Source organism: Lysobacter auxotrophicus, from assembly GCF_027924565.1.
GTDB lineage: Bacteria > Pseudomonadota > Gammaproteobacteria > Xanthomonadales > Xanthomonadaceae > Lysobacter_J > Lysobacter_J auxotrophicus.
The window spans coordinates 3,688,811-3,713,141 of record NZ_AP027041.1 but is presented as its reverse complement, the minus strand read 5'-3'; the positions used below and the strand labels follow the sequence as shown (position 1 = coordinate 3,713,141).

The following is a 24,331-nucleotide window of genomic DNA, read 5'->3' as shown; positions in this document are numbered from 1 at the left end:
GCAGGACGATCGGGCCCGTTTCCACACGGACTGCTCGGTCCTTACGCTCGGCAGCTCTCTTGTAGCGCCGCTCTTCATGGAAGGGTTTGCGAAGCTGGCTATGTTGGGCAGATAGGCGTGATGTCCGCTCCTGGCCGATAGCAGACATCCACCCGGCAAGCCGACCCGCGATCTAGGATATCCAGCCCCTCACGGCCCGACCTCGTACCGGCTGGAAATCGCGATGCGATTCCAGGCGTTGACGACGATCACCTTCCATGCGATCGCGGCGATCTCACTTGATGACAGGTGTACGGCGACCTTCTCGTAGGCCTTGTCGGCGAACTGGACGTCGGAGATGAACGTGACCGCTTCGACCATTTCCAACGCCGCGCGTTCCTTGTCGCTGAAGTAGCCGCTCTCGCGCCATGCAGGGAGCACGGCGATGCGGTCCGTCGTTTCGCCGGCGGCCAGCGCATCGCGGGTGTGCATCCTGACGCAGTACGCGCACTGGTTGATCTGCGAGACGCGAAGCGCGATCAGATGGCTGAAGCCGCTCTCGACACCGGCGTCGGCGAGGGCGCTCGCCGCGGATTTGTCGAGGCCGGCCACGGCCTGGTACAGGTTCGGAAGGGCCTTGCCGAGGTTGATTCGAGTGGACATGTACGTTTCTCGTGTGAGGTAGGGGGCAACGGTGCGGGATCGATACAACTCGCTCCTCCCAGTTGGACGTGACAAGGCAGCGAAACGCGACAGGGATCAGGGTGCGAGCTTGAGCACGCCCACGCCGGCGACGATCAGTCCGATGCCCGCCACGCGGGCCAGGCTGAGCGATTCGCCGAACAGCCAGATTCCCGCGATCGCCGTGCCCGCCGCGCCGATACCCGTCCAGACGGCGTACGCCGTTCCCACCGGGAGCACCGTCAGGCTGCGGCCCAGCAACCAGACGAACGACGCCAGCAACGCCACCGAAACCAGCGTCCATCCCGGTCGCGTATAGCCTTCGGCCTGTTTCATGGAAAGCGCCCACAGCACGTCCAGGACGCCGGCGGCCAGCAAAAGGCCCCACGCCATCGAGGCCTTCATGGTCAGGATTCCTGCCCGATGAGGTTGCCGTGCGCCACACGAGCCTGACGCACCGACGGACGCGCGGCGATCGCGCGCAGGTAGCGTTCGATCTTCGGGAACCCGGAGAGCGCGACGCCCGCGTACGTGGACCAGGACAGGATCGTGAACGCATACGCGTCCACGGCGGTGAAGCGCTCGCCCACCAGGTGATCGCGACCGACCAGACGCGCCTCGACGATCGGCAAGCGCTCCCCGATTTTCTGGCGCGCCGCGTCCTGCGCCATCGCGCCCACCTCCGGGTGGAACAGCCACGGGCTGTAGCTTTTGTGCAGCTCGGTCGCGATGAACGTCATCCACTGCAGATACTCGTAACGCGCCAGGCTTTTATCACGCGGCGCCAGCGCGGCATCGGGGCGCAGGTCCGACAGGAACGTGAGGATGGCGACGCCTTCGGTAAGCAGCCGACCGTCGTCGAGTTCCAACGCGGGAACATAGCCCTTGGGGTTGACGGCCGTGAACGGCGAACCGTCGGCGAGGACATGCGGCTGCTGGTGGATGTCGACCTTTTCCCCCTGGAGTTCGATGTCTGCTTCGAGCGCGACGATCTGCGCGGCCAGCGAGCAGGTGTTGGATGCGTAATAGAGCTTCACGGGGATGTTCCTGGGGAGGGGCGTCCAGCTTCGTGGTGTATGGTTCTCGCGCCAATACGGCCCACACGAAAGCCGATCTTGCACGCGATGCAAAACACGACGACATCCAATGGCGTGGCCCTCTCCGATCTGAAGCTCCTGCTCGCGATCGCCAGCACGGGCAATCTGGGCGGCGCTGCGAAGCAACTCGGCGTGGATCACTCGTCCGCATTCAAGAAACTCGGAGCCCTCGAGCGCCGAATTGGCGCGCGCCTGTTCGACCGCTCGCGCAACGGGTATCGGCCGACGCCCGCGGGAGAAGCCGCCATCGAAGCGGCCAAGCGCATCAGCGACGAGCTGCTGACACTTGAGCGCCGCGTGCTGGGCGAGGACACGCGCCTGTCCGGCGTGGTGCGCGTTACGACCACGGACACGCTCCTGCACGTCGTGTTTCCGATGATCGCCGAATTTCGTGCCATCGAGCCCGGCATCGTCGTGGAGATTTCTGTGGCCAATGCCATCTACGATCTGAGCAGGCGCGACGCAGACATCGCGATCCGGCCGAGCGCCGTGGTGTCCGAGCAACTCGTTGCGCGGCGAGTGGGGACGGTCGCCTCGGCGGTGTACGCACGCGCGGATGCGGCGTGGGCGGGGGAGTTCAAGAGCGCGTCGGATCAGGCGTGGGTCGCGCCCGACGCGTCGCTGTCGCACGCGAGCAGCGCCCGCTGGATCGCCGCGCACGTTCCCCTGGCACAGATCGTTCTGCGCGCCGATTCGTTGATAGCCCTCATGCAGGCGGCGAAGTCCGGTATTGGTGCAACGGTGCTGCCGTGCTACCTCGGCGATAGCGAGCCATTGCTCACGCGCGTCACGCCGGTACTGGAGGACGCGGCCGTCCCGTTGTGGCTGATCACGCATCCGGATCTGCGACACGTCCGCCGGATCGCGGCTTTGACCGAGTTCCTGTCCCAGCGGCTCCAGCGTGAAGCGGCGCGATTCGAGGGGCGGCCCGTCGCCTGAGCTATCGAGCAGGCCTGCGGCAAGACGGCCAACGGACGGTTGCGCGGTAAATATACCAATGGTAACATACTGATGGTATATTAATGGCGCGGACGCCCATGCACGCCCTGATCGTTGTCTCACACCCTGACTCAAAGTCCTTCACGCACGCTGTCGCGGTCGAAGTGGGGCGCGGCATAGCGGCATCAGATGCCACGAACACTCACGAGTTCGCGGACCTGGCGGCAGAGGGCTTCGACCCGCGCTTCTCCTCAGCCGACCACGAATTGCATTTGCAGCAGAGATCCCCGGGGCGCGACGTCGCACGCGAGCACGCGAGGTTGGACCGTGCTGATGCACTGGTCCTGGTGTACCCGGTCTATTGGTGGTCGTTTCCGGGCCTGCTCAAGGGATGGATCGATCGTGTTTTCACCAATGGCTGGGCCTACGAGGAGTCCGCCGGCGGAAAACTCGTCAAGAAGCTGCAACGGCTCAACGTGCACCTCGTCGCCAACGCCGGCGCCACGACGCGAACCTACGCACGCCACGGATATTTCGGTGCCATGAAGACGCAGATCGACCACGGCATCTTCGGCTACTGCGGCGCGCGCGTCGCGACATCCGAACTGCTCCTGCCCGATGCCCGCACGCCGGAAGGACAAATCGATACGGCGTACGCGATCGGCCAGAACATCTTCTCGTCCTCTCATCCCTGACTCGCTATCGCCGGCGGCTCCGTGTCCAAGAACTCGCGCAAGAATGAACGCACCGATGCCGCGCGCCAGCGCTTGCCGCGGGAGCTGCGCCTGCGCCAGCTGCTCCAGGTGTCGTGGCAGCTGATTCGCGACGAAGGTACCGACGCGCTGACGCTGGGGCGGCTCGCCGAAGCGGCCGGCGTCACCAAGCCCGTCGTCTACAGCCATTTCGGCACGCGCAACGGTCTGCTTGCGGCGCTCTACGAAGAGTACGACGCGCGACAGACGGCGCTCATCGACGAGGCGATCGCGGCGAGCGGACCGACGCTGGACGACAAGGCGCAGGTCATCGCGCACAGTTACGTCGAGTGCGTCCTCACACAGGGGCGCGAGATCCCCGAGGTTCTGGCTGCGCTGAACGGCTCGCCGGAACTGGCATCGGTCAAACGCAGATACCAGCATGCCTTCATCGAGAAGTGCGGTGACATCCTCGCGCCGTTCGCGCGTTCTAACGGGATTTCGCGCGCAGCATTTTGGGCCATACTCGGCGCGGCCGATGCCCTGTCTGACGCGGCTATTGCCGGCGAGATCTCCCGCGACCAAGCGAGTGCCGAACTGCGCGACACCATCCTGGCGATCGTCTCGAGGAGCTGACGCCGACAGTCCGTGTCGCAGGTATGGTGCGACCCGTCATTCGGCCGGATCACGAGGGCCGCGGCACCAGGTCGCCTGTTGGCGGATAGCGGACGGGCGCGGCTTTCGCACTACGTGATCTTCCGCACTTCGGTAAACTATGGCAGCAGCGTGGAGCCGTCTTTGGCCTTGGGTGCCATGCGTGGAACCGGCTCGCGCGTGCGCGAGTCGATCAGCACCGAGTGGCGTTCGCCACGGGCGAACAGATGCGACTCGCCCCATTGGACCACCATGGGGAAGAGTCCTTTGCCCTTGGTCGTCAGCACGTACTCCTGATACGCCGTTCCATCTGAGGCATCGCGCATCTCAAGGATGCCGGTATCGACCAGTTTGCGTAAACGGTCGGCGAGGATGCCGGGGCCGGATTGCGTCTGCTGTCGGCCAGAAGCGGAAACCGAGTGGAGTAGTGATTAGGCGGATTTATCGCGGGTAGGCGCACGGCTGCCGACATCTTGCCGGATGGGCCGCGCGCGGTGGTAATGTCCGCTTCGGACCCAAAGCGACACGAGGAAGAGGCCGTGAAGATCGGTGAACTCGCATCCTTTGGCCACAACGTCGCCGATTCCCTGGCAAGCGGCATTTGCCTCATGGTGGGAATCTATTGGGTCGACATCTACGAAGAAGCTGCGGCGTCGCCCGAAGGCCACATCACCGTGGACTTCAAGACAGGTTCGACCTCCGGTAGCCCGGTTTCCGCCGATCTCAACGAAGCCGTCCGACGCTATTCGGAGCGGCTTGCGGAATTCGCCGAACAGCACCGTCTGGACGCTGCGAAAATCAAGGTAATGATTGCAAGATTTGGCACCGACCCTGTGTTTGGCAGGCATTTCTCCGTGATCGTGGAAGATTCCGACGGACGCCGATCTGTTGACGGGTACGTTGGCTGTCCGGGAAAGCGCTTCGGCAGGTCGCACAGGACGCGCTCGGTCTGACCGTCGATCTCATTACGCCTGCCGCGAACGTCCGCTTCTGGCCGATAGCGGACACTCGTGAATTGGCCCTGCGGCACCTCTGTCCAATGTTCTGGACGACGCCGTCCAAACGCTCCGGTTTGGCTATCGGCGCCCGAACCGGTAGGTGCAACTCAGATGGGGCGTCAAATGCCGGGTCGCATCAAAGGGCACATGCCCCGCTCAAGCTTCGGATAGTCCTCGCGTTCGCCCAGTGCGGTCTCGACAAACAGCGCGATGGCGTTGCCCTCTCGCGCAGCCATCGCTTGGGCCGATTCGCCGTTCTGCCCATTTCGCCACACCGTCCACATTGCACCCAGGTTGCCATCGATCCGCACGACCGCCGTATGAAACTCATCTTCGTCGCCGCCAAAGACCAGCGCGGGACAGACGATGACGCCGCGCCCGGGAACGGAGGGCAAGGCGGTGTGCTTGCGATCGCGGAGGCAGTTCGCCGGCCCGCGAGGGTCATCGAGCCGCAGCCGGGCCAGATCGACCAGCTTGAAGCGACCGGGAGGCAGTGCGCGTCGAATCAAGCCGAGCGAGTCGTCGCACACGGAGCGTGCCCACTGGCGCGACAACCGGGGACACAGCTGACTTCGGCGGACATCGAAGTCGCTCGCGCCGTAGTTGTGCACCGTGACCGAGACCAAGTCGAGCGCAAGCTGGCGCCCATGGTCGCGAGTCTCTTGAAGTAGAGCAGTGCTTCGCTGGGCCGCGTGCCTCGCATCGGCTTTCCGATTGAGCGAGAAGGACATCCCTCCGGCCGCATGATCTGCTAAAGCAACAAACGGCAGGACAAGCGTATGCCGCGCAACGGCAACATGGACGTCGGTCGCAAGCAGTTGCAGATCCGGTGACCGATCCTCGGGAGGGCCTCCGCAGCCCACCGCGAGCGCAGCGATGCAGAGCAGAAGCGTGGGCATAGGTCGCGGCATTGCGAATGACATGGTGGCGATCTCTCGGGGCACATGACCAGAAGCGTGGGACGCCCGCGCGATGTCAGCGTGGCGGGACTGTGAAGTGGGCGTGTGGTGGCCGGTCCGACCGAGGGGCCTCCGCGCGCGGCCGCTGTTAGGGCGGGGGGGGGGCGAGCCATCGGTTGCTTCGGACCGCCAATGGAGATCGGGCTCGAAGCGTGCAGGCCAGCGGTGCTAATGTCGGGATCGAGGCCCGGGTCGCTCACGGAGGCGATGGCGGCGGCTTCCGAGGCGGCCCACCCGGTCCAAGTCGCGTATGAGCAGGCGGGCGCCTCTTGATTTACGTCACGCGCCGGGCCGGGAGGCAGCGGACCAGAGGCCTGCCGTAGTCGCCTGCGCGATCACGCTGCCGCTTGCATACGCTGCGCACCGGAGCGTCGATCGAAGCCGCTACCGTGGCTGGCGAGAAGGTGCGCTATGCTGGGAATCTCCAAGCTGCTGCTGGCCCAACTCCGCTCTGAATTGTGCCATGGCCCTCGAGAATGCTTCGCCTGTCGTTGACCTGGAGAGCCCGGAGGCGCTGCGGGTGTTCTTCCGCATCGCCCAAGCGTGGGGGCTTAGCAGGGTCGAGCGCCTGATGTTGTTGGGCGTTGACGAGATTACCTTCGCGGCGTTTGAAGCGGGCGAGCTCACCGCCAAGTTGGACGACGCGACGACGGCACGCCTATCCCACATCTTCGCGATCTATTCGGCGCTGCAGGTGCTTCTGCCAATCCCAGAGCGCGCCGACGCCTGGATCAAGCAGCCGAACTCGGCTCCGCTTTTCGGTGGGGCACGGGCTCTGGATCGGATGGTGAGCGGCCAATTCGCCGATTTGGCGCTGGTGCGCCAATACCTCGACGCGCAGTTGTACGCCTGATCTCGAATCGAAGCCACAAAGTTAAGCAGCCAACCTGGTGAAGCGTCTCTCCCGCGCGTCGGGCATCGCGTGGCGCATCACGACGAATCCGGTCGCCCCGGCATGCCGCTGAGATCCCCTGGGAGCTCCCTAGCACGCAGCCCGCCAGGCAGTGCGGACGCGCTATCGCAGCGCGTGAGATTCGAGCTGCATAGGCTCTCCCGTCCACACAGCGAAGCAGGGGCGCGATATGAGTGTTTGGGCGATGCCGTCAGTCCGGAGACAACCCAGTGTGCAGCTGGCCAGGTGGCAGGTGTACCGGTTCGTCCTGGGCGATCAGTATTGGGACGTCCTTAGCGGCTGGGATTTGGCGAAGGGGTGCGGCCGCCTGAGCACGCCTGTAGTCGCGTTTGATCCGAGCACCGCGACGGCAAGAACTCATAGCGGCCGTCTCTATGTACTTGACGCAGAGCCTGGCTACGACGATGACGCGCGCTACGTCTTCGAAGCGCGCTACGGGGCTGCGGTGCCCGAAGGCTTCCGCCTACTCGATGCAGCCGATGAGTATTGGCAGTTGATTGCCGGCCAAGCGCATACGCGTCTCCCACGGCAGGGGTCGCGAGCCTTGAACGTCGTCGTCGGCAAGGCGGAGGAAGTGTTCGGCGGCGCGGACAGCGCGGCGCTTTGGCTAATGGCCAACCACCCCCTCTTGGGGGCGACACCGGCCATGCTGTTGGGATCCAAGGCCGGCAGGCGCCTGCTTTACGCCGAGCTTACAAGGATCGAATTGGCGGACAGCGCTGCGCCAGCGGCAGGGCCTCTTCCGACGGACATCTGTTGATTCACGTGGCTGGCAACGGATCGTCCCGCACGAACGTGACCGTCTGAACGTCCGCAACGTCGTGAGGCGACCTCAGACGCCTAACCCGTCTTTCCAGTGCTTGGATCCTAAGCAAGATGTCGCTGTCGGTCTCGTCGCGCTCTCCGTCGGTCAGAGGTACGTGACGGTGCGATCCCATCTTGCAGCGGGCGAAAGGGTCAGTCTCCAACGCCGATATGTGCTCAGCAATGCCCTTCTTATGAAAGTGGGGCTTGATGCCGTCTAGAGGCGTGACCAGAAGCCGCGGGCAAGGCACTCATAGAGTGCCTCCCATTGCTCCATCAGATTCGGCTGCGTCCATAGCCAAATCGAGTCAGTCACGTGCTGCGCTAAACCTGCCGGCAGCATTGAGCACACCTGCTCTAGAGGGTGCCGATACGCCCACCAGCTGGAGATGACGATTTCGAATCGCTCAATATGTGGACTCGGTATGCGCTCTAAGGTTGATGCTTCGATGCACCACGGGCCTTCGTAGGCCTTCGCAATGACCCTGTCGGCCTTCTCCTCGAAGACCCACGTCGGGTGTAGGGTGCCATCGAAATCGAGGAAAAGGTGTTCGCATCATGTAATCCATAGCGAAGCGCGCGCGTGATAGTCGAAGAGCTGAGTCGAAAATCGACTACCGGCCAGTTCGTTGGTTCCCATGGCGCGAAAGAAGGGATGTCCTTCGCTGCTTAGCGGTGGTCTGAAAGCCCAGGCGAGCACTGACACCAGTCGAAGGCAATTCTTGGTCTGTTGCCATCCTACGCGCGCCCGTCGCATGAACTGCGACACCTGTTGCGGGTCGGGCTGAGCGCAGCATCGCGGGTGCTGGGGTCGGCAGCGGGCGAGCAGGCGCTTGTGGCAGCGATCCATTGGCTCTGGATTCGAATCCTGGTGGGCCCACCACATAAGTGTCCAAGGTTCTCCGGGGCAGTCCATGATGCAGCGAAAAACCCCGCAAATAGCGGGGTTTTTTGTGCGCCATGGTCCACGCGTGTCCGCTTGAATCCGGAAAAAAAGTGAGTCAGGCTGTGAGTCATGCGGCCGGCAAGGGGGCGCTGACTCACAATTGGTTGACTCACACATGTTCACCGACACGAAGCTGCGCACACTCAAGCCACGAACGAGGGCCTACCGCCTCGCTGACACCAATGGCCTTTGCATCGAAGTGCGCCCGAGCGGCGCCAAGGTCTGGCGATATCGATATCGCTACGCCGGCAAGCCGAGCATCATCACGATGGCGGAGTACCCGGCGATGGGTCTGGCAGAGGCACGTGCCGAACGGGATCGCCTTCGCGCCCTGGTTAAGGGGGGTGGTAGTCCCGCCAATGCCGCCAGGGTCGAGCGGGCCACGAAGGCCGAACGGGCGGAGACGACCTTTGGAGCGATTGCGATTGAGTTCCTGAATAAGCGGGCCAAGGAAGGGCTTAGCCCAGGGTCGGTGAAACGCGAACGTCGACTGATCGAGAAGGACATGGCCGCCATCGGCGGGCTACCCATCACGGACGTGACGGCGCCACTGTTGTTGGCGGCGTTGCGCAAGCTGGAGAAGCGTGGTGTGGTCGAGACCGCTCATCGAGCCCGGTCCTTCGCAGGTCGCGTCTTCAGGTACGCCATCGCCACGGGCCGCGCGCAGAACAATCCGGCGAATGACTTGGTGGGCGCGCTTGAGCAGCCGCAGGTCAAACACCTCGCCAGCGTGACCGACCCCGATAAGATCGGGGACCTGCTGCGCGCCATGTATTCCTATAGCGGTTCGCCTGTCACGCAGGCGGCGCTGAAGTTGGCCCCCATGTTGTTCGTCCGACCAGGGGAGCTTCGGAAGGCGCGTTGGGCAGACATCGACCTGGATGCCGCCGAATGGCGCTTTACCGCCAGTAAGACGGGAACTCCGCACATCGTCCCGCTCGCAACACAGGCGAAGGAGGTTCTTGAGGAACTCCGGCCTCTCACCAAGCGAAGCGAGTTTATCTTCCCGGGCGTCAGAAGCGCGAAGCGGCCCATGAGCGAAAACACGATCAATGCGGCATTGCGTTACTTGGGCTTTGATGGCAATACCATCACCGGACACGGTTTTAGGGCAATGGCTCGCACTGTCCTCGACGAAGTCCTAGGCTTTCGGCCGGACTACATCGAGCATCAGCTTGCGCACGCAGTTAGAGACCCGCTTGGGCGCGCCTACAACCGCACAGCGCACCTGGCAGAGCGCACGAAGATGATGCAGGCGTGGGCGGACTACTTGGACAGTCTGAGGCTCAATTCCAACTCCTTGAGAATTCGCCGTCGCACTGAGTAAAGGATGCCGGCGACTCCTTACAACCCGAGGCGCCCGTCGCGCAGGATTGCGTGACGGCTTCGGTAGCCTCTTGCACGGACGTTGCGTTTCCGGAGAAGAGCCCTAGCTTTCAATCGGATCGATTTGCGGCTCGCTCGAAGGTCCCTGAGAAACGATTGCAATGAAGTTAAGCGGTGGACTGATAGGCCACGCAATTCGCTTAGAATTGAATATGGATCTGGCGATGAGCGAGCCCGCATGAGAGTTTTTTGGTCTTGGCAAAGTGACCGCCCAGTCGCAGTCACGAGGAACTTCATCCAATCGGCTTTGGAAGATGCTCTGCACAAGGTCGCAAGCGATTTAGCGCTGTCGCCCGCGGATCGGCCCGAGCTGGATCACGACACGAAGGGCGAGGCAGGCCTCGTCGAAATCGTGAAGACTATTTTCGACAAAATTGAGCGCGCCGACGCTTTTGTTGCTGATGTGACGCCAATAGCTGAAACAGGACAAGGAAAGAAGGTGCCTAACCCGAACGTTATGATCGAACTAGGTCATGCAATGAAGGTCTTAGGTCACGAACCAATTATTCTTGTAGCGAATACAGTATATGGCGGTAAGCCGGAAGATTTGCCGTTTGATCTTCGGCACCGACGCGGCGCCATTACTTATCGGCTCCGCACCACCGATGGAGACGAAGTCGCTTGCACAGTCAGGGAGCAGCTTGTTGCAGATCTGACAGCGGCGCTGCAGGTCAACTTGCAAAGTGCATTGTCGCGCCGCGATCAACAGGTTGAATTCGCGCGCCACCCATCTCGGAACGATGATCCTTCGACTTGGTTGCAACCGGAGGAGCGTATTCAACACGGGAATTTTTTCGGCGAGTCTGGCGAGCATGTTCTTGAGGTGCATGGCACCACTCGGAGCTACTTCCGGATGATGCCTGCCGGTTGGACGGGTAAGAAGCCTACGCGGCAAGAAGTACGCGACCTGACAGGTCCGGTGCGTCTGTCGCCCTTGGGGCGATGGACTAACGGAGATGGTGGAGCAAACGCACTCGGCAGCGTCTCTGTCGGGCTGTGGCGAGGCGTCCCTGGCATCACGCATACGGCAACGCAGTGGTTCGACAAAACCGGAGAGATATGGGCATTTGACGCCGGAGTTACATCCTTGGAGGGCGATCGCAACTATTTAGGCTATGCGCGCGTCCTCAAGGACTGGTCTACCATGCTGGAGCGCAGTTTGGCGTTCTATCAGCATTTTGGTGCGTCATCGCCCTACCGTGTGGAAGTTGGAGTTGGTGGCTTAGAGGGCGTGTACTGGCCGGGTCAATTCCAATCTGACCGGACGCTCGCCCTAGATCCTTACGTGGGGCATTCGCGCGAAGCACGCGATTGGGGCTCAGAGGCGCAGCTAGTATTCCTCACATCAGCCTTTAACAAACTGACCAATGCATTTGGACGGCCTTCAGTGAACGAGGCAGCGATCGCCAAAATCCTGGCCCAAGTGCCAGCATAAGCGCATCGCAGAGCCTTCCTTGGCCCGCGTCGATCGGCGGAGCTATTCGCGCCGGCCAGTTGGGATGCGGCGCGAGATCGCTACGCGAGGAGTGGTGCCCGCAGCGCAGCGAGCATTTGGTTGATGCGATGCTTGACCGCATCTACAAAGGCCCCTCGAGCATCCAGTCGGGCCGCTTCCGCCAGCGGCCATGTGACCTCACAGAACAAACCCGGCCGTGGGCTGGCCTTCTGGCGTTGGCTTCCCGCGAACTCCTGCTCGAACGCGTCCCTCCCGGATGCGTCCAAGATGCGATTGGCCTGCAGCGTGGCCAGATAGCTGTCCCACTCAGATCGCGCCAGCTCGCGCGAACCACCGATGTGCTCCACCCAGTACGCGCAGTAGTCCTCGACGGCGCACGGGGATGTCGCCCATGCATAGCCGGGCGCCATGAAGCCCCAATGAAAGTTTGGATCGACACGCCAATCCTGCGACCGAAGCGCGAGCACGGCTTGCACGGACTCCGGATCGGCATAGAAGTGTCGTGCCTGTCCAAGTGTGTCAGCCGGATACATCCGAAGGCTCACGGCGGAGACGTCGCTGGGATAGCCGAGCCAGGCCATCAAGATCTTCTGCGTGCCATCAATGTTTCTCCATCCTTGGGCTTTACCTTCGTCGGTGGCCACCGCGAATCCCTGCACAGCGTCCAGGCGCCGTTCCAAGCGGAAAGCATTCGTGCCGCAGCGGCCGATCGTCGAATACGGACCGATGGTAGGGAAGTGCGCCTCAACCAGGTCGAGGAAGTCTCCGATCACGAGACGCTCTGCGCCGGCGACCAAGTCGCGCTCTACCAAGTCGGAGAACATCGCCAGCACGTCCTGCCACGGCACAGAGCGCGGGTGCTCCTCGAATTGGACTGGGGCCCCGTGCAGGTTGATACGATGGGGCTGTTCCGTCGGATCACACCAGCTGATCTTGTTTTCGACCACGACGACCAGCTCGCCGCCGTAGGTGATGATCGCGTCCAACACCTGTTGCCGGTCCGACGCCTCCAGAGTGGCGTTGACCTGCTTTGCATCGGGTGCCAGCCACACGCTGATGCCCGGGATCGCGTCGCCGTCCCTCAGCGTTTCCCCCGAAGAAAGCACGCGCTGGCGCTGCGTGGCGAACTCGGCGGGCGGCAATGCGTGCAGCCGGCGTCCCGGGGCCACGCGCTCGAGCCAGGCCTGATGCGCCATCGGGCTGTAGCGCAACACGACCAATAGGGCACGGGTGAGCTGGTTCTCGTGCCACGCAGGCGCGGACTGGAACGGGACGAAGAAGTTGAGATGGCTGGTCATGGGCCTGCGTCAGGGACGGTACAACCGGCGCAGATACATGCCTGCAGTCACCAGTACCACGTGTAGGCGGAAGGTGCTGTGGTCCTCGTTCGACAGGCCAGGATGCGAGCCGTGGGTGTGAAGCATCTTGAACAAACCGTTGACGTAGTTCTTGCCGTCTATCGACCACTCGCCTCGGCCCGAGTCGAGGAAGCCTTCGTTGCCTAGCAACGTGCGCCGATTGTCCGACGTCGCTAGTTGGGCGGCCTGTTGCGGGTACGTGAGTCGTGCGATGTCGTCGAACAAGCCCTCGAGAAACGAGCGCAGCTGGGCATTGCAGGCGGCCCAGTCGCCACGGGTGTGTGCATCGATCGCCTGGTCCAAGTGGCCGAGCGGCGTGATGAAGCCGAAATGCCGGAGTAGGTGGTGGACGTCGTCGTCGGTGGCCGGCAGCTGGATCTCGTTCGGCAACGCGGCGCGGATCGAGGCATTCTGCCCGCCGACGGCAGGTACCAGGACGAATCCGTCGCGCGCCAGTCCGCGTAGGAACGCCGTATGCGCGTCGTCGGTCGAGGCCGGCTGCGCGAGTTTTACCGCCTCGCGGACGACCGCCTCCCCGAGCGTCATCGGCCCATCCACCGTTTCGAGCACCCGATCGGGTCGCAGCACGATTGCACGGGCGATGAGGGCGCACTTCTTGCCCACGCTTAGGTCGCTGCTGGATGAGACCTCGGCTTCCAGCCCGAGTCGGATCACGACGCGGTTGATGCCCGCCTGGCTGTGCCGATCCAGCAGCTCGGTGGCGGCAACGATCGTGGGGCGAGAAAAGGGGGTGGGCCGCATCGGTAGGATTAAGTCTCAGGATAGGGATTGGAGAGCAGAGCGGTCATCGCCTGGACCATGGCAGCGCACATCGCATCCCAGGCGGTCCGTTGCTCGCGGGTTAGCTCGTCCCGATGTCCTATTTCCACGGCTCGGATCTCGAGGCTCGTGAGTCGATGAAGTTGTGTTCGGCGATTGCCACGCACTCAGCCACCATCGCGTCCAGCACGGCCTCGATCTTGGAAACGTCGTAGGCCGGATCGGCGGCGCGCAGGTCGAGGAAATGCTTCATGTACTGCGTCTTGTGCTCAAGCTCGCCGTGATAGGTCTCCGACGCTTTGTTGAAGGGGCCCCAGCGAACCACCGGCTCCGGCAAGCCGGGTCGCGTCAAGTCCAGGTAGCACTCGATCGCCGCGGCCCGCTGATTGATGTTGGCGCGCTTACGCCCTGACGGCCCCACCGTCATGACCTGCTTGAGCGCCTTCAGGTCCGGCAACTTCATGGGGCGCATGTTCGGCGGCAGCGTCAGCTTCTGGGTGTCGCGCCACTTGGCGACGCCTTCGGCATCGTTGTCGTAGAGCAGCACCGTGTTGTTGAGGATGCCGATGCCAGCCAGTCCTTGGGTGAACCGGTACAGGTTGCCCGTGCCGGCGAAGGGATAGCCCTCTTCCATGTCCACGAAGCGGAAGAAGTCGGCGATATGAGGGCGCAATAGCTGCAGCGCCTTCTGAAGGATCTTCGCGTCCGAGCTGCCCTCGGTGACGATCAGGAAGCGCTGCTCGGGTGTCGGCCCCGGCTGAAACTCCTCGCGCTCTGCCCACCCTGCATCCACTAGGGGTCCGAAATCCCAGGTAACGTCCAGATCCAGGTTCGCCGGGTTTTCAGCGAGCAGCCGCAGCGCGCCGTTGGCGCCGAAGTTCTCAAGCAGCAGGTCGATTTCCCAGTGATCCGGTCGCGAGCCTGTCTGGTAGTAGTGATGGCGTTCCGAGGCCAGTGCCAAACGCTTGAGGATTTCCTTGCGCACGAACTCGCCCGGGTCATAGTCCTCGCTGTAGTTGCCGCTGACCTTGGTGACATCGACCTTTGCTAGGGCGCGGCGCAATGTAGTGAAGGGGATCGGCTTGTCCGACATCCCATGCATGCGGTGCAGGCGCTCGTAGTGATGCTCTACGGCGCGCAACGTGTAGCCCATCAGCTCCAGCCGATCGCGCACGTGGCGCAAGGGTTTGCCAAACCCTTGGTCCATCAAGACGAGTGGCTCCCCTTCCGGATCCTCCTCGTCCTCGTCCTCGTCGTACGTAGGGATTTGCTTGAGATCGCTCGGCTGGAAAAGCGCGCCGTGGTCGGAGAAAAAGTTGTTCTTTCCCCAGTCGACCTCGAGCTTGCCTAGGGCAAGGCAAATCATCGTGCCCATTAGGCGCTTCCGGTCGTGGCAGGTGAGGGCTCCAGCGTCGGCAGCACGTCTTCGAACTGTTGGTACAAGGCCCGCATCAGCACTATCGCGTCGGCTTGTTGCGGAAGCGCTGACAGCACGTTGAGCGTCAGCATCGCCATCGCATTGCCATTCTTCATCACGTCCATCAGCAGGCCGATCGGGTAGCCATCCTGCTGGCGCGCAAACGGATGAATGCCGCCGTGCACGAAGGAATTCAGACCATCGTTGAGGCGCTCGCGTGCTCGTCCGAGTAACGTGGCCGCGCCGCGCGGTCCCGAGGCCTCCAGTTTTTCCAGCATCTCCGGTACGCCGGGCAGCTTCTTGGCAGCCTGCTGGCTTTCGAGCGTCAGCGGGGCGACCAGGCGCTGCAACTGTGTTTCGGGAGCCACGTGCATAGCCCAGACGGCGCGCACCAGGGCTTCGTACTGCGGACGCATCAACACGATGGCAGAAGCCGGCAGCACGGGCAGCAGCGACAGCACGGCCTGGCCGTGATGCAACGAGATCGCGCACAGCCCTTGGGCGGCGCGATGCCGGGCGTCGGTGAACGCCGACGTCGACTCCCACGCCGCACCGATCAGAGCGGCGAGCTGTCCCGAGACGTCCAGCGCGGACGCCAAGGGGTTAGCCGTGGCGGGCGCGACCTTCGGCGTCGGGCCCATGCTCTCAAGGGACACAGTGCGCATCGCCGGCGATAGTGGTCAAACCCGGCGATGGGAGGTGTTCGTTCACGTGCGGCTTCAGGCGAGGTGATTGTGCTAGTCCGATTCTACGCAGGGCGGCAACAAAGGGGGCAAAGTAGGCGAACGGCTTTCTCCTGGGCGCACCTCGACCATTCTAGGCCGAGGTATACAACCGATGATCGAAAGTTTGACGGACCACTGACTGCCCGCTCCGGGCCGTCGCCCCTACCTGCGCCGAACATGCCCAGCCTAGGGCGCCGCACAATCCCAGTCCAAGACGATGGGCCAATGGCGCCTAACCGTCAGGCAGAGCACCTTTCAAGTCGCAACCTGTGCGACCCGCCGCACGAAACTCACCGAAGTGGGTCACTTCAGGACCTACTAGCAGGCCGAACGCGCTTTGTCGCAAAACGTTGCGCTTCATTCTTTGCAGCTTGTTCCAGTGTGTCGGCGGCCCTTCTGACATGGGCAAGAGCGAGTTGCACGCCGGAGCCATTTTCGACGCCCAAATGGAGCTCGGCGACGGCTTTAAGGCAGTAGTTCAACACTGAGGTCGGCGCTCCCAATTGCTCGGTCTCATAGCGAGACAGGCAGCTACGGTCGACGCCAAGCCGCTTCGCAAACTCCGCTTGGGTTGCCCCCCCGCGCGCTGCGATCAGAAGTTCTCGTTGAGAGGTCGGAAACGCGTAAGCCATATTGCTACTATCACACAGGTGTGCTATAAAAGCACAAGCCGCACCCCACTGGGGTTGTGGGAGGTTTCCCGTACTATTCGCCTAGGAGACTCCCATGGCGCGTGCAGACCAACTCAAAGCGCTTCTGCGCGCCTACGCAGGCGAAGAAGACGCGCAATTCTTCTCGGTCGCACTCCAGATGGCGGCCGATGAGGCGCAGCGCGGACATACGCGGCTTGCCGCGGAATTGCGCGCGCTCATTGACGCCGCCAAGGCGAAACAATTCGCGAAGCCAAGCTCCCGCCCCGTTCCGCTGGCCCAACCAAAGGGCGATCTGGCGGAACTACTTACCGTGCAGTACCCCAGCCATCATTTGTCTGAGATGGTCGTGTCGCCCGAGGTTCGAGCAAAGCTCGAGCGCGTTCTAAATGAGCAGCGTCAGCACGAACGACTTACCGGCCACGGCTTGTCGCCACGCCGGAAATTGCTGCTGATGGGGCCTCCGGGTACGGGGAAGACGCTTACCGCCAGCGTCTTGGCAACGGAGCTGAGATTACCTCTCTTCATTGCGCGCTTTGACAGCCTGATTACCAAATTCATGGGCGAAAGCGCCTCCAAGCTTCGTCTGGTCTTCGAGTCCTTGAAGACCACGCGAGGCGTATATCTATTCGATGAATTCGATTCGCTCGGATTGCAGCGTGGAACCCAGCACGACGTCGCAGAGATGCGTCGTACGCTCAACATGTTTCTGCAGCTCATTGAGCAGGATTCGTCAGAAAGTTTGATAGTGGCAGCGACGAACCACGGCGACTCCCTGGATAGCGCGTTGTTTCGTCGATTTGACGACGTCATTCGCTACCGCGCGCCCGATGATGATGAGATCGCTCACCTGCTCAAGAACAGCCTGGCGCTGCTGACGCCCCCGGTCCTGGATCCCCGGCGTATGGTGTCCGCCGCTCGAGGCTTGTCTCACTCCGACATCGTGCGCGCATGCCAGGACGCCATGAAGGATGCGGTCTTGGAGCATCGGGATTACGCGACGGAGGAAAGCGTGCTTCAGCACTTGGCAGAACGTTCTGCTAGCCTTGGCCCGGTGAAACTCAGCTAAGGGACAGGCTCTCATGGCCTGTAAGGGTCATGCCAGAGTTAGATCACCTTCGAATCGTCGATTCTGCGGACGCGCGGCCTTTTCGGTCGACCCTGACAGTACAGCAGCCACCCCCGCCCCCGAGGGATCGGGCGACCCATGGCCAGAGGCTGCTCCGGCAGTTTGCCGAACTAACGCGGCGAGAAGCTGAGCTCACGCAGCTCCGCGCGGACAGAAATTTGCCCCAGCAGGGCATGTCCATCGTGCTCGAAATCTCTCCCAAGGGATTCCTCGACTACAAGAAGCTGGAGTGGCGTCGGGAAGGGATCGAAGTTCTCAATGTTGCGGAAGGGAATACCTCCGACCTTGTGGTGGTGTTTGTTCCTGACGGGCACCTGACAGCATTCGTCAGTCGGATAACCGAGTACTTGGAGCAAGACACACGATTCAACAGGCCGAAAAATGCGGCGCTGGTTAATGTCATCGAGAACGTTCGGAAGGCTGCCTTCGACGAGCTCTGGACAGATGTCTCTGAGGCTCCGCCTGCCGGCGAGGTCAGGTGGTTTCAGTTGTGGCTCAGAGAGTTGCGTGAGGGACCGTTGGTTACTCGCGATCGTTTCGCTGGCCTCGCACAACAGCTCGGTATCGAGGTAGAGCCGGGCTTCGTGCCTTTTCCGGGTCGCGTAGTCATTGCAGCACGCGCGGTGCGAGAAATGCTCGAACAGGCTATCGAGCTGTTGGACGCCGTGGCCGAGATCCGCAGCGTCGCACCCACGGCCGAGTTCTTCTTGTCACAGCTGAATCCTGCTGAGCAAGCCGAGTGGGTGAATGATCTCGCCGCGCGCACGACGCACGGCGAGAGCGAGGGGGCCCCGTACGTTGCGTTGCTCGATACGGGCGTCAATAACGGACATCCTCTTCTCAGGCATGGGCTGGCGGACGACGACCTGCATGCGCTGCAGCCTGCATGGCGTCGCACAGATCATCATGGCCACGGAACGCAGATGGCCGGACTTGTGCTGCACGGCAATCTGGTGGACCCGTTGGCATCGACTCAGGCCTATCAGATCGCGCATCGCTTGGAATCCGTCAAGATTCTGCCGCCAGATGGGGAGAATCCCCCGCACCTGTATGGATGGATTACAGAACAGGCGACAAGGGCCGTAGAGGATCCGTATCCCAATCGTCGCCGCACATTCGCGATGATGACGACGTCCATTGGGAAGACTACGGGCTCTCCGTCAGAATGGTCTGCGACCATTGACCGATTGGCGTTCGGTGCGCCCGAGGTGGTTGATGATGAGAGCGAGGAAGCACAGAGCAAACCCCGCTTATTCGTCCTGTCTTCTGGAAACGTTGGATGGCCAGACTGGAACAACTATCCGGCAATCAATGATCTGTCGCCGGTAGAAAATCCAGGTCAGTCCTGGAACGCGATTACGGTTGGTGCCTGCACCTATCTAACCGACTTCGATCAAGACGAATATCCGTCCTTCCAGGCGATCGCCACCGGCGGAGGCTTGTCGCCTTCATCATCGACATCGTTGATGTGGCCAAGGACCAACTGGCCGTACAAACCCGACGTGGTCGCCGAGGGCGGAAACGGCTGTTTAGACGCCGGGATCCACGTAATCGTCGGACCAGAAAACCTTCGCTTGCTGTCGACCTCACACGAAATGGCGACGGCGTTGCTAACGGAAACAGGGGATACAAGCGCCGCGACCGCCGAAGTGGCCAGGCTTTGTGCCAGGTTATCGGACCGGTACCCAGACTATTGGCCCGAAACGCTACGAGCGTTGGTCATCCACGGCGCCCGGTACACGCCCGCGATGTTGGCGCAGCTGCCGCTCGTTCGACTCATGCGGCACAAGTTGAACCTGCTGAAGCGCTACGGTTTTGGCGCCATTAGCCCGGACAACTCCCTTGAGTCGACAGCCACCAGGCCTACGTTGGTTCTCCAGGAGACCATTAAGCCGTACCGTGTCGATGGATCCAACATCAGACTCAACACGATCAATCTGCACGAGCTTCCTTGGCCGGCCGCCGCGCTGCAAGCCTTGGGCGAGGCAACCGTCGCACTGCGCATAACGCTCTCGCACTTCGTGGACCCAAATCCTAGTCAACGGGGTTGGCAGAGCAAGTTCCGCTACCAGTCACATGGGCTTCGATTCGCGGTAAAGGGAGCCACGGAGTTGGCCGAGGAGTTCAATCAGCGCATCAACCTCCTTGAGCGGGAGGCGGCCGCCGAGAATGGAGAGGATGAGCACGGGGCCTTTAGGGATCCCGATTCGGCCGGCTGGTTCCTTGGAACGAAGCTCCAATCCCGAGGCTCTATCCATTCGGACGTGTGGATGGGGACAGCGGCGGAGCTCGCGGAGAAATCCCATATCGCCGTATTCCCAGTCGGAGGGTGGTGGAAAGACTGGAAAGGCGCAGGTCAGCCGAATAAGACCGTCCGATACGCCTTGGTGGTCACTCTAGAGGTGGCAGAGAACATGGAGGTCGACTTGTACACGCCCATCCTTGCCCAGATTCCGGTTCCGGCTGTTGGCGTTCCTGTGGATATTGGCTGAGGCACCTGTCCAGACCGAACGCACGAAAGTCCGAGTACTCTCCGGGCCGTAACGTCTAATTCGAACTGATGGTCGCAACTGCCCAGACATGCTTGGATGAATCGACAAGTCTTCTCCGTCGAGTGACAGTTGGACGTCGGCTGCACTAAGCCGGTGGTGACAAAGGCTGGCCGCTTCCGTCCTGTAGATCTATTCAGAGCGCGACCAGCCTTCGCTTCTGGCGGACACTGACAGGCGTCGCCGAGATCCAAAAATATTTCAAGCCCTTAATACCGACCTGAAGCGGAGGAGTTCTTCGCTTCACGTCCGAGCGCTGCGTCCCAAGCGCTCACGGCAAGGTCAGAGCCATGCGCAATGACACAAGGGAGACGATTGTCCAGCTGCTGACGTGGGCTACTGTGGTTCTGGTGGGTCTTCTGACCAAGCGAAACATTCGTCTGCCTTAAGCCAGTCCGCTGGCATCACAGAAGGCCCGCCCTCATCGGCGGGCCTTCTGCGTTTATGCCGCCATTCGAGGAAGTCGACATGCACTTGGTTCAAACGATGGCCTATGCCGGTGAGAAACCGTGGCACGGCCTTGGCAACAAACTGGCTGCGCAGCAACCGGTCGAGGTGTGGAAGGAACAGGCCGGCATGGACTGGGCGATCGAAGAAGCAGAGGTCCGCTACATCTCGGGCAGCAACAATGTCGGGGTCATCAATGCTTTTCCAGAGCAGAAGGTGTTGTATCGGTCGGACACAAAGGCTCCCTTGGCCGTCGTCAGTAAGCGCTTCAAGGTTGTCCAGCCCGGAGAGGTGCTCGAGTTTTACCGCGACCTGACCGCCCACAGTGGATTCGAGCTGGAGACCGCCGGCGTCCTGCGCGAGGGGCGCAAGTTCTGGGCACTGGCTCGGACGGGGCAGAGCATCGTGCTCAAGGGTCGAGACCGGGTGGATGGGTATCTGCTTCTCGCCACCGCCTGCGATGGGTCGTTGGCCACCACGGCCCAGTTCACGTCCGTTCGCGTGGTCTGCAACAACACGTTGCGTGTTGCTCTGACTGGTGCGAGCGGTGCGATCAAGGTGCCGCACCGTAGCCGCTTCGATGCCGACACGGTCAAACGCCAGCTCGGGATCACGGTTTCGTCGTGGGATGGCTTCGTAGCACGGATGAAGGCGCTGGCGGAGTGCCCGGTCGACCCCGACACTGTCGAAGGTCTGTTGCGACGTGTCCTGACCTACCAGGTCCAGGAGGGGAAGGCGGGCGTGGTCAACGAACAGGCGCTGGCGAATGTCCGTGCGCTGTACGACGGCGGTGGTCGTGGCGCGATGTTGGCTTCCAGCCGCGGAACAGCGTGGGGTTTGCTCAACAGCGTCACCGAGTTCGTGGATCACCACCGCAGGGCCCGCAGCGACGACCACCGTCGGGACGCGGCGTGGTTTGGGCAAGGGGCGCAGATCAAGCAGAGGGCTTGGGAAGAGGCTCTCGAGCTGGTGTCCTGAAGTCCCCACTGATCAACGCGCCATGACGCCCGGCCCCACGGGCGGGCGTCTGCTTTTGGAGGATTGAGATGAAGACCCAAAGTGCATTACGCCTGGCTGACACCCGGGCGCTTGATCGTGAGCAGTGGCTGGAAGTCCGCAAGGGCGGAATCGGCAGTTCCGACGCCGCCGCGGCCATCGGCTTGAACCCGTACAAGAGCCAACTGGAACTGTGGCTGGAAAAGACCGGCCGGGAGGTGTCATCGGGCGAACATCAGGGCATGGACGACCCCCGGTTCTGGGGCACCTTGCTGGAGCCGTATGTGGCGGTGGCCTACCAGCAGAAGACCAACCGGAAGGTCAGGAAGCTCAACGCCGTGCTCCAGCATCCGACGCTGCCCTTCATGTTGGCCAACATCGACCGGGAAGTAGTCGGAAGCCCCGATGTGCAGATCCTGGAGTGCAAGACGGCCGGAGAGTTCGGCTCGAGGCTCTGGAAAGACGGGGTGCCGGAGTACATCCAGCTCCAGGTGCACCACCAGCTTGCGGTGACCGGTAAGGCGGCGGCGGACGTCGCTGTCCTGCTCTGTGGTCAGAAGTTGGAGGTCCACCGTATCGAGCGGGACGACGAAATCATCGCCCGCTTGATGGTGTTGGAGAGTCATTTCTGGAGCTACGTCGAGTCTGACACGCCGCCGCCTGCGGACGGCAGTGAGTCCGCCGCCCGTGCTCTACGCCACCTGTACCGAGGCAACGACACTACCGTGGACTTCACCGCGGATGTGGAGCTCGGCAAAGCGTTCGATGCATTGGCGGAATTGGAGGGGGATCTCGCCGCCAAGGAGCGAGAAGCCGAGCGCCTGAAGCAGCTCATCCAGCAGGCCATGGGGGACGCCTCCAAGGCGGCGTTCGCTAACGGCCTGGTGACGTTCAAGCGGGCCAAGGACGGATCGCGTCTCGATACGAAAAAGCTGGCCGAAAACCACCCCGACATTGCGGCCCGATACACCGTGCCCACTACCGGCTCGCGCCGGTTCCTGCTGTCTCGCCAGGTCGAATCAACGGAAAGGAGTGCGACATGCTGAAAGGTCTTTCGATTACGCCGCCGGTGGTCGGGCGGATTTCCATTGGGCGCGTGGTGGAGCGCAACGGCAAGCGGCTGCCGGAGAAGGACGACCAGTTCACCCTGACCAGCCAGATGCAGAACCGGGATGGCTGGGTGCTGCACCCGCTGGACGAGCTCCTGCGCCGGGATGGCGCCGGAAAGCTCCGGTCCATCCCCGTCCGCCTACTGTTCAACGATCCATCGCTGAATCTGCGGGCCGACTACTCCCTCTTCGACCGCAGCACCGGCCGGCCGATGTGCGTAGGCAACGGCGAAAGCTGCCGGCGACGCGGTGGAGAGGAGGGCATCGAAACCCTGCCATGCCTCGGGCCGGACCTGTGCCGATTCGCTGGCGGCGAGTGCAAGGCCTACGCCCGGTTCAACACGGTGGTCGGCGACGGCGAGGAGGATGCCTTGGGCAGTTTCGTGTTGCGGACCACGTCGTTCAACACGATCCGGACCCTCGCTGCCAGGTTGCAGTACTTCAGCGCGGTCTCCGGAGGGCGGCTGGCGTGCATGCCACTGGAGCTCAAGCTCCGGGGGAAAAGCACGGCAATGAGCCATCGCGCGGCGATCTACTACGTCGATCTGGTGGTGCGAACCGGCATGACGTTGGAGCAGGCGATTGCCGAGGCCCACGCAAAGGACGCGCAGCGCAAGGGCAGCGGGTTTGACCAGGAGGCACTGGATGAAGCGGCCAGGCGCGGTTTCGCCAATGGCGCATTCGAGGAGCTGGATGAGGATGTGCGGCGGTGACAGAGGAGTTCTATCCCGAAGCAGGGACCACGACCCAGGCCACCGACGCGAAGGACCGATCGGACAGGCTCAGTGACCGGCTGCAGGACAAGGTCGCCCGCATCGGCAACGGATAGTCAACAACGAGGAAACCAAAGATGTTGAAGCTAATTGGTGGTGCCGTCGTATGCGGTTTTGCGCTGTATGGCCTGGTGATCTATCTGGACCGGACCAAATCGAAAGCAGTAGTAGCCCCGGCCGATGCCGCACAGGTAGTGGGGACGGAAGGCTCCGGCGCAGAGATCGTTGGCGAGCGGGTGTCGTCGCCGGGCTCATCCGATGGCGCGCGCGCTGTCGGCTGATAGCAAAGGTGACGTCCTAGTGGCGGTGGCAGGAAGGGGCGCGCAAGCGCCCCTCCTGCGTTGTGGAGCACGAAGAGGAGAAATGATGATGCAGTCGACTCCAGCGTTGTACGTGCGCTGCCGGACGCGCCGTTATGAACCGGCCCAGCCAGATCAGGTCCTGGAAGCCGCGCACTCGATCGTGGATGCACGCATGCAGCGCGGCACGTCGTTCAAGGATCCCAACGTGGCCTGCGCCTTCTTTCGGGACAAGCTGGGCGGCCGGGAACGGGAGGTATTCGTCGCGGCCGTGCTGGACACCCGGCATCGACTGATCGAGTACGCCGAGCTCTTCCTCGGCACCGTGGATGGCGCGGAAGTCCATCCGCGAGAGGTCGTCAAGCAAGCCCTGCGCCACAATGCCGCGGCGGTCATCGTCGCCCACAACCATCCTTCGGGCGAGATCGAACCTTCCGCGGCGGACCGGGCGGTGACCGCACGGCTGAAGCAGGCCTTGGCGCTGGTGGACATCCGCCTGCTCGACCATGTCATCGTCGGCGGCCATCAGAGCCTCAGCATGGCGGCGAGGGGCTGGGTCTAGCCGTTGTTCGTCCAACACAGACGCGACACCCGA

The 24,331-nt window shown here is 62.4% G+C and carries 23 protein-coding genes and 2 pseudogenes; 15 read left to right on the top strand and 10 right to left on the bottom strand.

The annotated features are described in order from the left end of the window. Positions 1–189 precede the first annotated feature (189 nt). The 3 genes from LA521A_RS16845 to LA521A_RS16835 form a co-directional block, all read right to left on the bottom strand. Positions 190–642, bottom strand: a complete 453-nt coding sequence (locus LA521A_RS16845; protein WP_281779992.1) for a carboxymuconolactone decarboxylase family protein — start codon at positions 640–642, stop codon at positions 190–192. Between the two features lie 96 nt (positions 643–738). Continuing rightward, on the bottom strand, positions 739–1,053 hold the full coding sequence (locus LA521A_RS16840; RefSeq protein ID WP_281782129.1) for a DMT family transporter: 315 nt from the start codon (positions 1,051–1,053) through the stop codon (positions 739–741). 14 nt (positions 1,054–1,067) lie between these two features. After that, positions 1,068–1,697 carry a glutathione binding-like protein gene (locus tag LA521A_RS16835; protein WP_281779991.1) on the bottom strand — a complete coding sequence of 210 codons (630 nt, stop codon included), beginning with the start codon at positions 1,695–1,697 and terminating at the stop codon, positions 1,068–1,070. A gap of 87 nt (positions 1,698–1,784) precedes the next feature. Here LA521A_RS16835 and LA521A_RS16830 point away from each other — a divergent pair, with 87 nt between their 5' ends. The 3 genes from LA521A_RS16830 to LA521A_RS16820 all read left to right on the top strand — a co-directional run bounded on the left by LA521A_RS16830 (position 1,785) and on the right by LA521A_RS16820 (position 4,024). After that, the gene (locus tag LA521A_RS16830) at positions 1,785–2,696 is read left to right on the top strand and encodes a LysR family transcriptional regulator (RefSeq protein WP_281782128.1); all 912 of its coding nucleotides are present in this window, start codon (positions 1,785–1,787) and stop codon (positions 2,694–2,696) included. A 98-nt stretch (positions 2,697–2,794) separates the two neighbouring features. Beyond that, complete coding sequence (locus LA521A_RS16825; protein WP_281779990.1) at positions 2,795–3,391, top strand: NAD(P)H-dependent oxidoreductase; 597 nt, start codon at positions 2,795–2,797, stop codon at positions 3,389–3,391. A 21-nt stretch (positions 3,392–3,412) separates the two neighbouring features. Further along, on the top strand, positions 3,413–4,024 hold the full coding sequence (locus LA521A_RS16820; protein WP_281779989.1) for a TetR/AcrR family transcriptional regulator: 612 nt from the start codon (positions 3,413–3,415) through the stop codon (positions 4,022–4,024). A gap of 137 nt (positions 4,025–4,161) precedes the next feature. On the opposite strand, the gene LA521A_RS16815 is transcribed toward LA521A_RS16820, so the two are convergent. After that, on the bottom strand, positions 4,162–4,296 hold the full coding sequence (locus tag LA521A_RS16815; protein ID WP_281782180.1) for a hypothetical protein: 135 nt from the start codon (positions 4,294–4,296) through the stop codon (positions 4,162–4,164). Between the two features lie 285 nt (positions 4,297–4,581). Here LA521A_RS16815 and LA521A_RS16810 point away from each other — a divergent pair, with 285 nt between their 5' ends. Beyond that, positions 4,582–4,995: a hypothetical protein gene (locus tag LA521A_RS16810; RefSeq protein ID WP_281779988.1), complete on the top strand. Its 414-nt coding sequence runs from the start codon at positions 4,582–4,584 to the stop codon at positions 4,993–4,995. 164 nt (positions 4,996–5,159) lie between these two features. On the opposite strand, the gene LA521A_RS16805 is transcribed toward LA521A_RS16810, so the two are convergent. After that, positions 5,160–5,963, bottom strand: coding sequence for a hypothetical protein (locus tag LA521A_RS16805; protein ID WP_281779987.1), 804 nt, complete (start codon positions 5,961–5,963; stop codon positions 5,160–5,162). 499 nt (positions 5,964–6,462) lie between these two features. Here LA521A_RS16805 and LA521A_RS16800 point away from each other — a divergent pair, with 499 nt between their 5' ends. Next, positions 6,463–6,852: an antitoxin Xre/MbcA/ParS toxin-binding domain-containing protein gene (locus tag LA521A_RS16800; RefSeq protein ID WP_281779986.1), complete on the top strand. Its 390-nt coding sequence runs from the start codon at positions 6,463–6,465 to the stop codon at positions 6,850–6,852. A gap of 271 nt (positions 6,853–7,123) precedes the next feature. After that, positions 7,124–7,672 (top strand): MbcA/ParS/Xre antitoxin family protein, encoded by a 549-nt coding sequence (locus LA521A_RS16795; protein ID WP_281779985.1) that lies wholly within the window; start codon positions 7,124–7,126, stop codon positions 7,670–7,672. A 261-nt stretch (positions 7,673–7,933) separates the two neighbouring features. On the opposite strand, the pseudogene LA521A_RS19065 reads toward LA521A_RS16795, so the two are convergent. Next, positions 7,934–8,203: pseudogene (locus LA521A_RS19065) on the bottom strand (hypothetical protein); the annotation flags it as partial. 574 nt (positions 8,204–8,777) lie between these two features. Between LA521A_RS19065 and LA521A_RS16790 the strand changes: the two are divergent. Then, on the top strand, positions 8,778–9,989 hold the full coding sequence (locus LA521A_RS16790) for a tyrosine-type recombinase/integrase (protein ID WP_281779984.1): 1,212 nt from the start codon (positions 8,778–8,780) through the stop codon (positions 9,987–9,989). 237 nt (positions 9,990–10,226) lie between these two features. Then, the gene (locus LA521A_RS16785) at positions 10,227–11,483 is read left to right on the top strand and encodes a hypothetical protein (protein WP_281779983.1); all 1,257 of its coding nucleotides are present in this window, start codon (positions 10,227–10,229) and stop codon (positions 11,481–11,483) included. A gap of 80 nt (positions 11,484–11,563) precedes the next feature. On the opposite strand, the gene LA521A_RS16780 is transcribed toward LA521A_RS16785, so the two are convergent. The 4 genes from LA521A_RS16780 to LA521A_RS16765 all read right to left on the bottom strand — a co-directional run bounded on the left by LA521A_RS16780 (position 11,564) and on the right by LA521A_RS16765 (position 15,658). Then, entirely contained in the window at positions 11,564–12,802 is a 1,239-nt protein-coding gene (locus LA521A_RS16780; RefSeq protein WP_281779982.1) for a hypothetical protein, read from the bottom strand. Between the two features lie 9 nt (positions 12,803–12,811). Beyond that, complete coding sequence (locus LA521A_RS16775; protein WP_281779981.1) at positions 12,812–13,624, bottom strand: hypothetical protein; 813 nt, start codon at positions 13,622–13,624, stop codon at positions 12,812–12,814. 118 nt (positions 13,625–13,742) lie between these two features. Continuing rightward, positions 13,743–15,017, bottom strand: a complete 1,275-nt coding sequence (locus LA521A_RS16770) for a HEPN/Toprim-associated domain-containing protein (protein ID WP_281779980.1) — start codon at positions 15,015–15,017, stop codon at positions 13,743–13,745. Next, positions 15,017–15,658: a DUF6988 family protein gene (locus tag LA521A_RS16765; protein WP_281779979.1), complete on the bottom strand. Its 642-nt coding sequence runs from the start codon at positions 15,656–15,658 to the stop codon at positions 15,017–15,019. Before LA521A_RS16765 ends, LA521A_RS16770 begins: the two co-directional genes overlap by 1 nt. An 852-nt stretch (positions 15,659–16,510) precedes the next feature. Between LA521A_RS16765 and LA521A_RS16760 the strand changes: the two genes are divergently transcribed. From LA521A_RS16760 to radC, 7 genes and pseudogenes are all read left to right on the top strand, one after another. Next, complete coding sequence (locus LA521A_RS16760) at positions 16,511–17,503, top strand: AAA family ATPase (RefSeq protein WP_281779978.1); 993 nt, start codon at positions 16,511–16,513, stop codon at positions 17,501–17,503. Between the two features lie 233 nt (positions 17,504–17,736). Beyond that, complete coding sequence (locus LA521A_RS16755) at positions 17,737–20,055, top strand: S8 family peptidase (protein WP_281779977.1); 2,319 nt, start codon at positions 17,737–17,739, stop codon at positions 20,053–20,055. Between the two features lie 525 nt (positions 20,056–20,580). Continuing rightward, positions 20,581–21,537, top strand: coding sequence for a TIGR03299 family phage/plasmid-derived protein (locus LA521A_RS16750; RefSeq protein ID WP_343226698.1), 957 nt, complete (start codon positions 20,581–20,583; stop codon positions 21,535–21,537). Between the two features lie 68 nt (positions 21,538–21,605). After that, positions 21,606–22,601 (top strand): YqaJ viral recombinase family nuclease, encoded by a 996-nt coding sequence (locus tag LA521A_RS16745; RefSeq protein ID WP_281779975.1) that lies wholly within the window; start codon positions 21,606–21,608, stop codon positions 22,599–22,601. Further along, positions 22,595–23,493 (top strand): annotated as a pseudogene (locus LA521A_RS16740) (recombination directionality factor). The gene LA521A_RS16745 and the pseudogene LA521A_RS16740 overlap by 7 nt, the downstream one beginning before the upstream one ends. A gap of 21 nt (positions 23,494–23,514) precedes the next feature. Further along, positions 23,515–23,718 (top strand): hypothetical protein, encoded by a 204-nt coding sequence (locus tag LA521A_RS16735; protein WP_281779973.1) that lies wholly within the window; start codon positions 23,515–23,517, stop codon positions 23,716–23,718. 82 nt (positions 23,719–23,800) lie between these two features. Beyond that, on the top strand, positions 23,801–24,298 hold the full coding sequence (radC, locus tag LA521A_RS16730) for a RadC family protein (RefSeq protein ID WP_281779972.1): 498 nt from the start codon (positions 23,801–23,803) through the stop codon (positions 24,296–24,298). The last annotated feature ends 33 nt before the right edge of the window (positions 24,299–24,331 follow it).

Excerpts from the sequence above, each read along its gene's own strand:
- LA521A_RS16845 (WP_281779992.1), bottom strand. The coding sequence starts at position 642 with ATGTCCACTCGAATCAACCTCGGCAAGGCCCTTCCGAACCTGTACCAG.
- LA521A_RS16840 (WP_281782129.1), bottom strand. The coding sequence starts at position 1,053 with ATGGCGTGGGGCCTTTTGCTGGCCGCCGGCGTCCTGGACGTGCTGTGG.
- LA521A_RS16830 (WP_281782128.1), top strand. The coding sequence starts at position 1,785 with ATGCAAAACACGACGACATCCAATGGCGTGGCCCTCTCCGATCTGAAG.
- LA521A_RS16825 (WP_281779990.1), top strand. The coding sequence starts at position 2,795 with ATGCACGCCCTGATCGTTGTCTCACACCCTGACTCAAAGTCCTTCACG.
- LA521A_RS16815 (WP_281782180.1), bottom strand. The coding sequence starts at position 4,296 with ATGGTGGTCCAATGGGGCGAGTCGCATCTGTTCGCCCGTGGCGAACGC.
- LA521A_RS16805 (WP_281779987.1), bottom strand. The coding sequence starts at position 5,963 with ATGTCATTCGCAATGCCGCGACCTATGCCCACGCTTCTGCTCTGCATC.
- LA521A_RS16800 (WP_281779986.1), top strand. The coding sequence starts at position 6,463 with ATGGCCCTCGAGAATGCTTCGCCTGTCGTTGACCTGGAGAGCCCGGAG.
- LA521A_RS16790 (WP_281779984.1), top strand. The coding sequence starts at position 8,778 with ATGTTCACCGACACGAAGCTGCGCACACTCAAGCCACGAACGAGGGCC.
- LA521A_RS16785 (WP_281779983.1), top strand. The coding sequence starts at position 10,227 with ATGAGAGTTTTTTGGTCTTGGCAAAGTGACCGCCCAGTCGCAGTCACG.
- LA521A_RS16780 (WP_281779982.1), bottom strand. The coding sequence starts at position 12,802 with ATGACCAGCCATCTCAACTTCTTCGTCCCGTTCCAGTCCGCGCCTGCG.
- LA521A_RS16775 (WP_281779981.1), bottom strand. The coding sequence starts at position 13,624 with ATGCGGCCCACCCCCTTTTCTCGCCCCACGATCGTTGCCGCCACCGAG.
- LA521A_RS16770 (WP_281779980.1), bottom strand. The coding sequence starts at position 15,017 with ATGGGCACGATGATTTGCCTTGCCCTAGGCAAGCTCGAGGTCGACTGG.
- LA521A_RS16760 (WP_281779978.1), top strand. The coding sequence starts at position 16,511 with ATGGCGCGTGCAGACCAACTCAAAGCGCTTCTGCGCGCCTACGCAGGC.
- LA521A_RS16755 (WP_281779977.1), top strand. The coding sequence starts at position 17,737 with ATGTCCATCGTGCTCGAAATCTCTCCCAAGGGATTCCTCGACTACAAG.
- LA521A_RS16750 (WP_343226698.1), top strand. The coding sequence starts at position 20,581 with ATGCACTTGGTTCAAACGATGGCCTATGCCGGTGAGAAACCGTGGCAC.
- LA521A_RS16745 (WP_281779975.1), top strand. The coding sequence starts at position 21,606 with ATGAAGACCCAAAGTGCATTACGCCTGGCTGACACCCGGGCGCTTGAT.
- LA521A_RS16735 (WP_281779973.1), top strand. The coding sequence starts at position 23,515 with ATGTTGAAGCTAATTGGTGGTGCCGTCGTATGCGGTTTTGCGCTGTAT.
- radC (WP_281779972.1), top strand. The coding sequence starts at position 23,801 with ATGATGATGCAGTCGACTCCAGCGTTGTACGTGCGCTGCCGGACGCGC.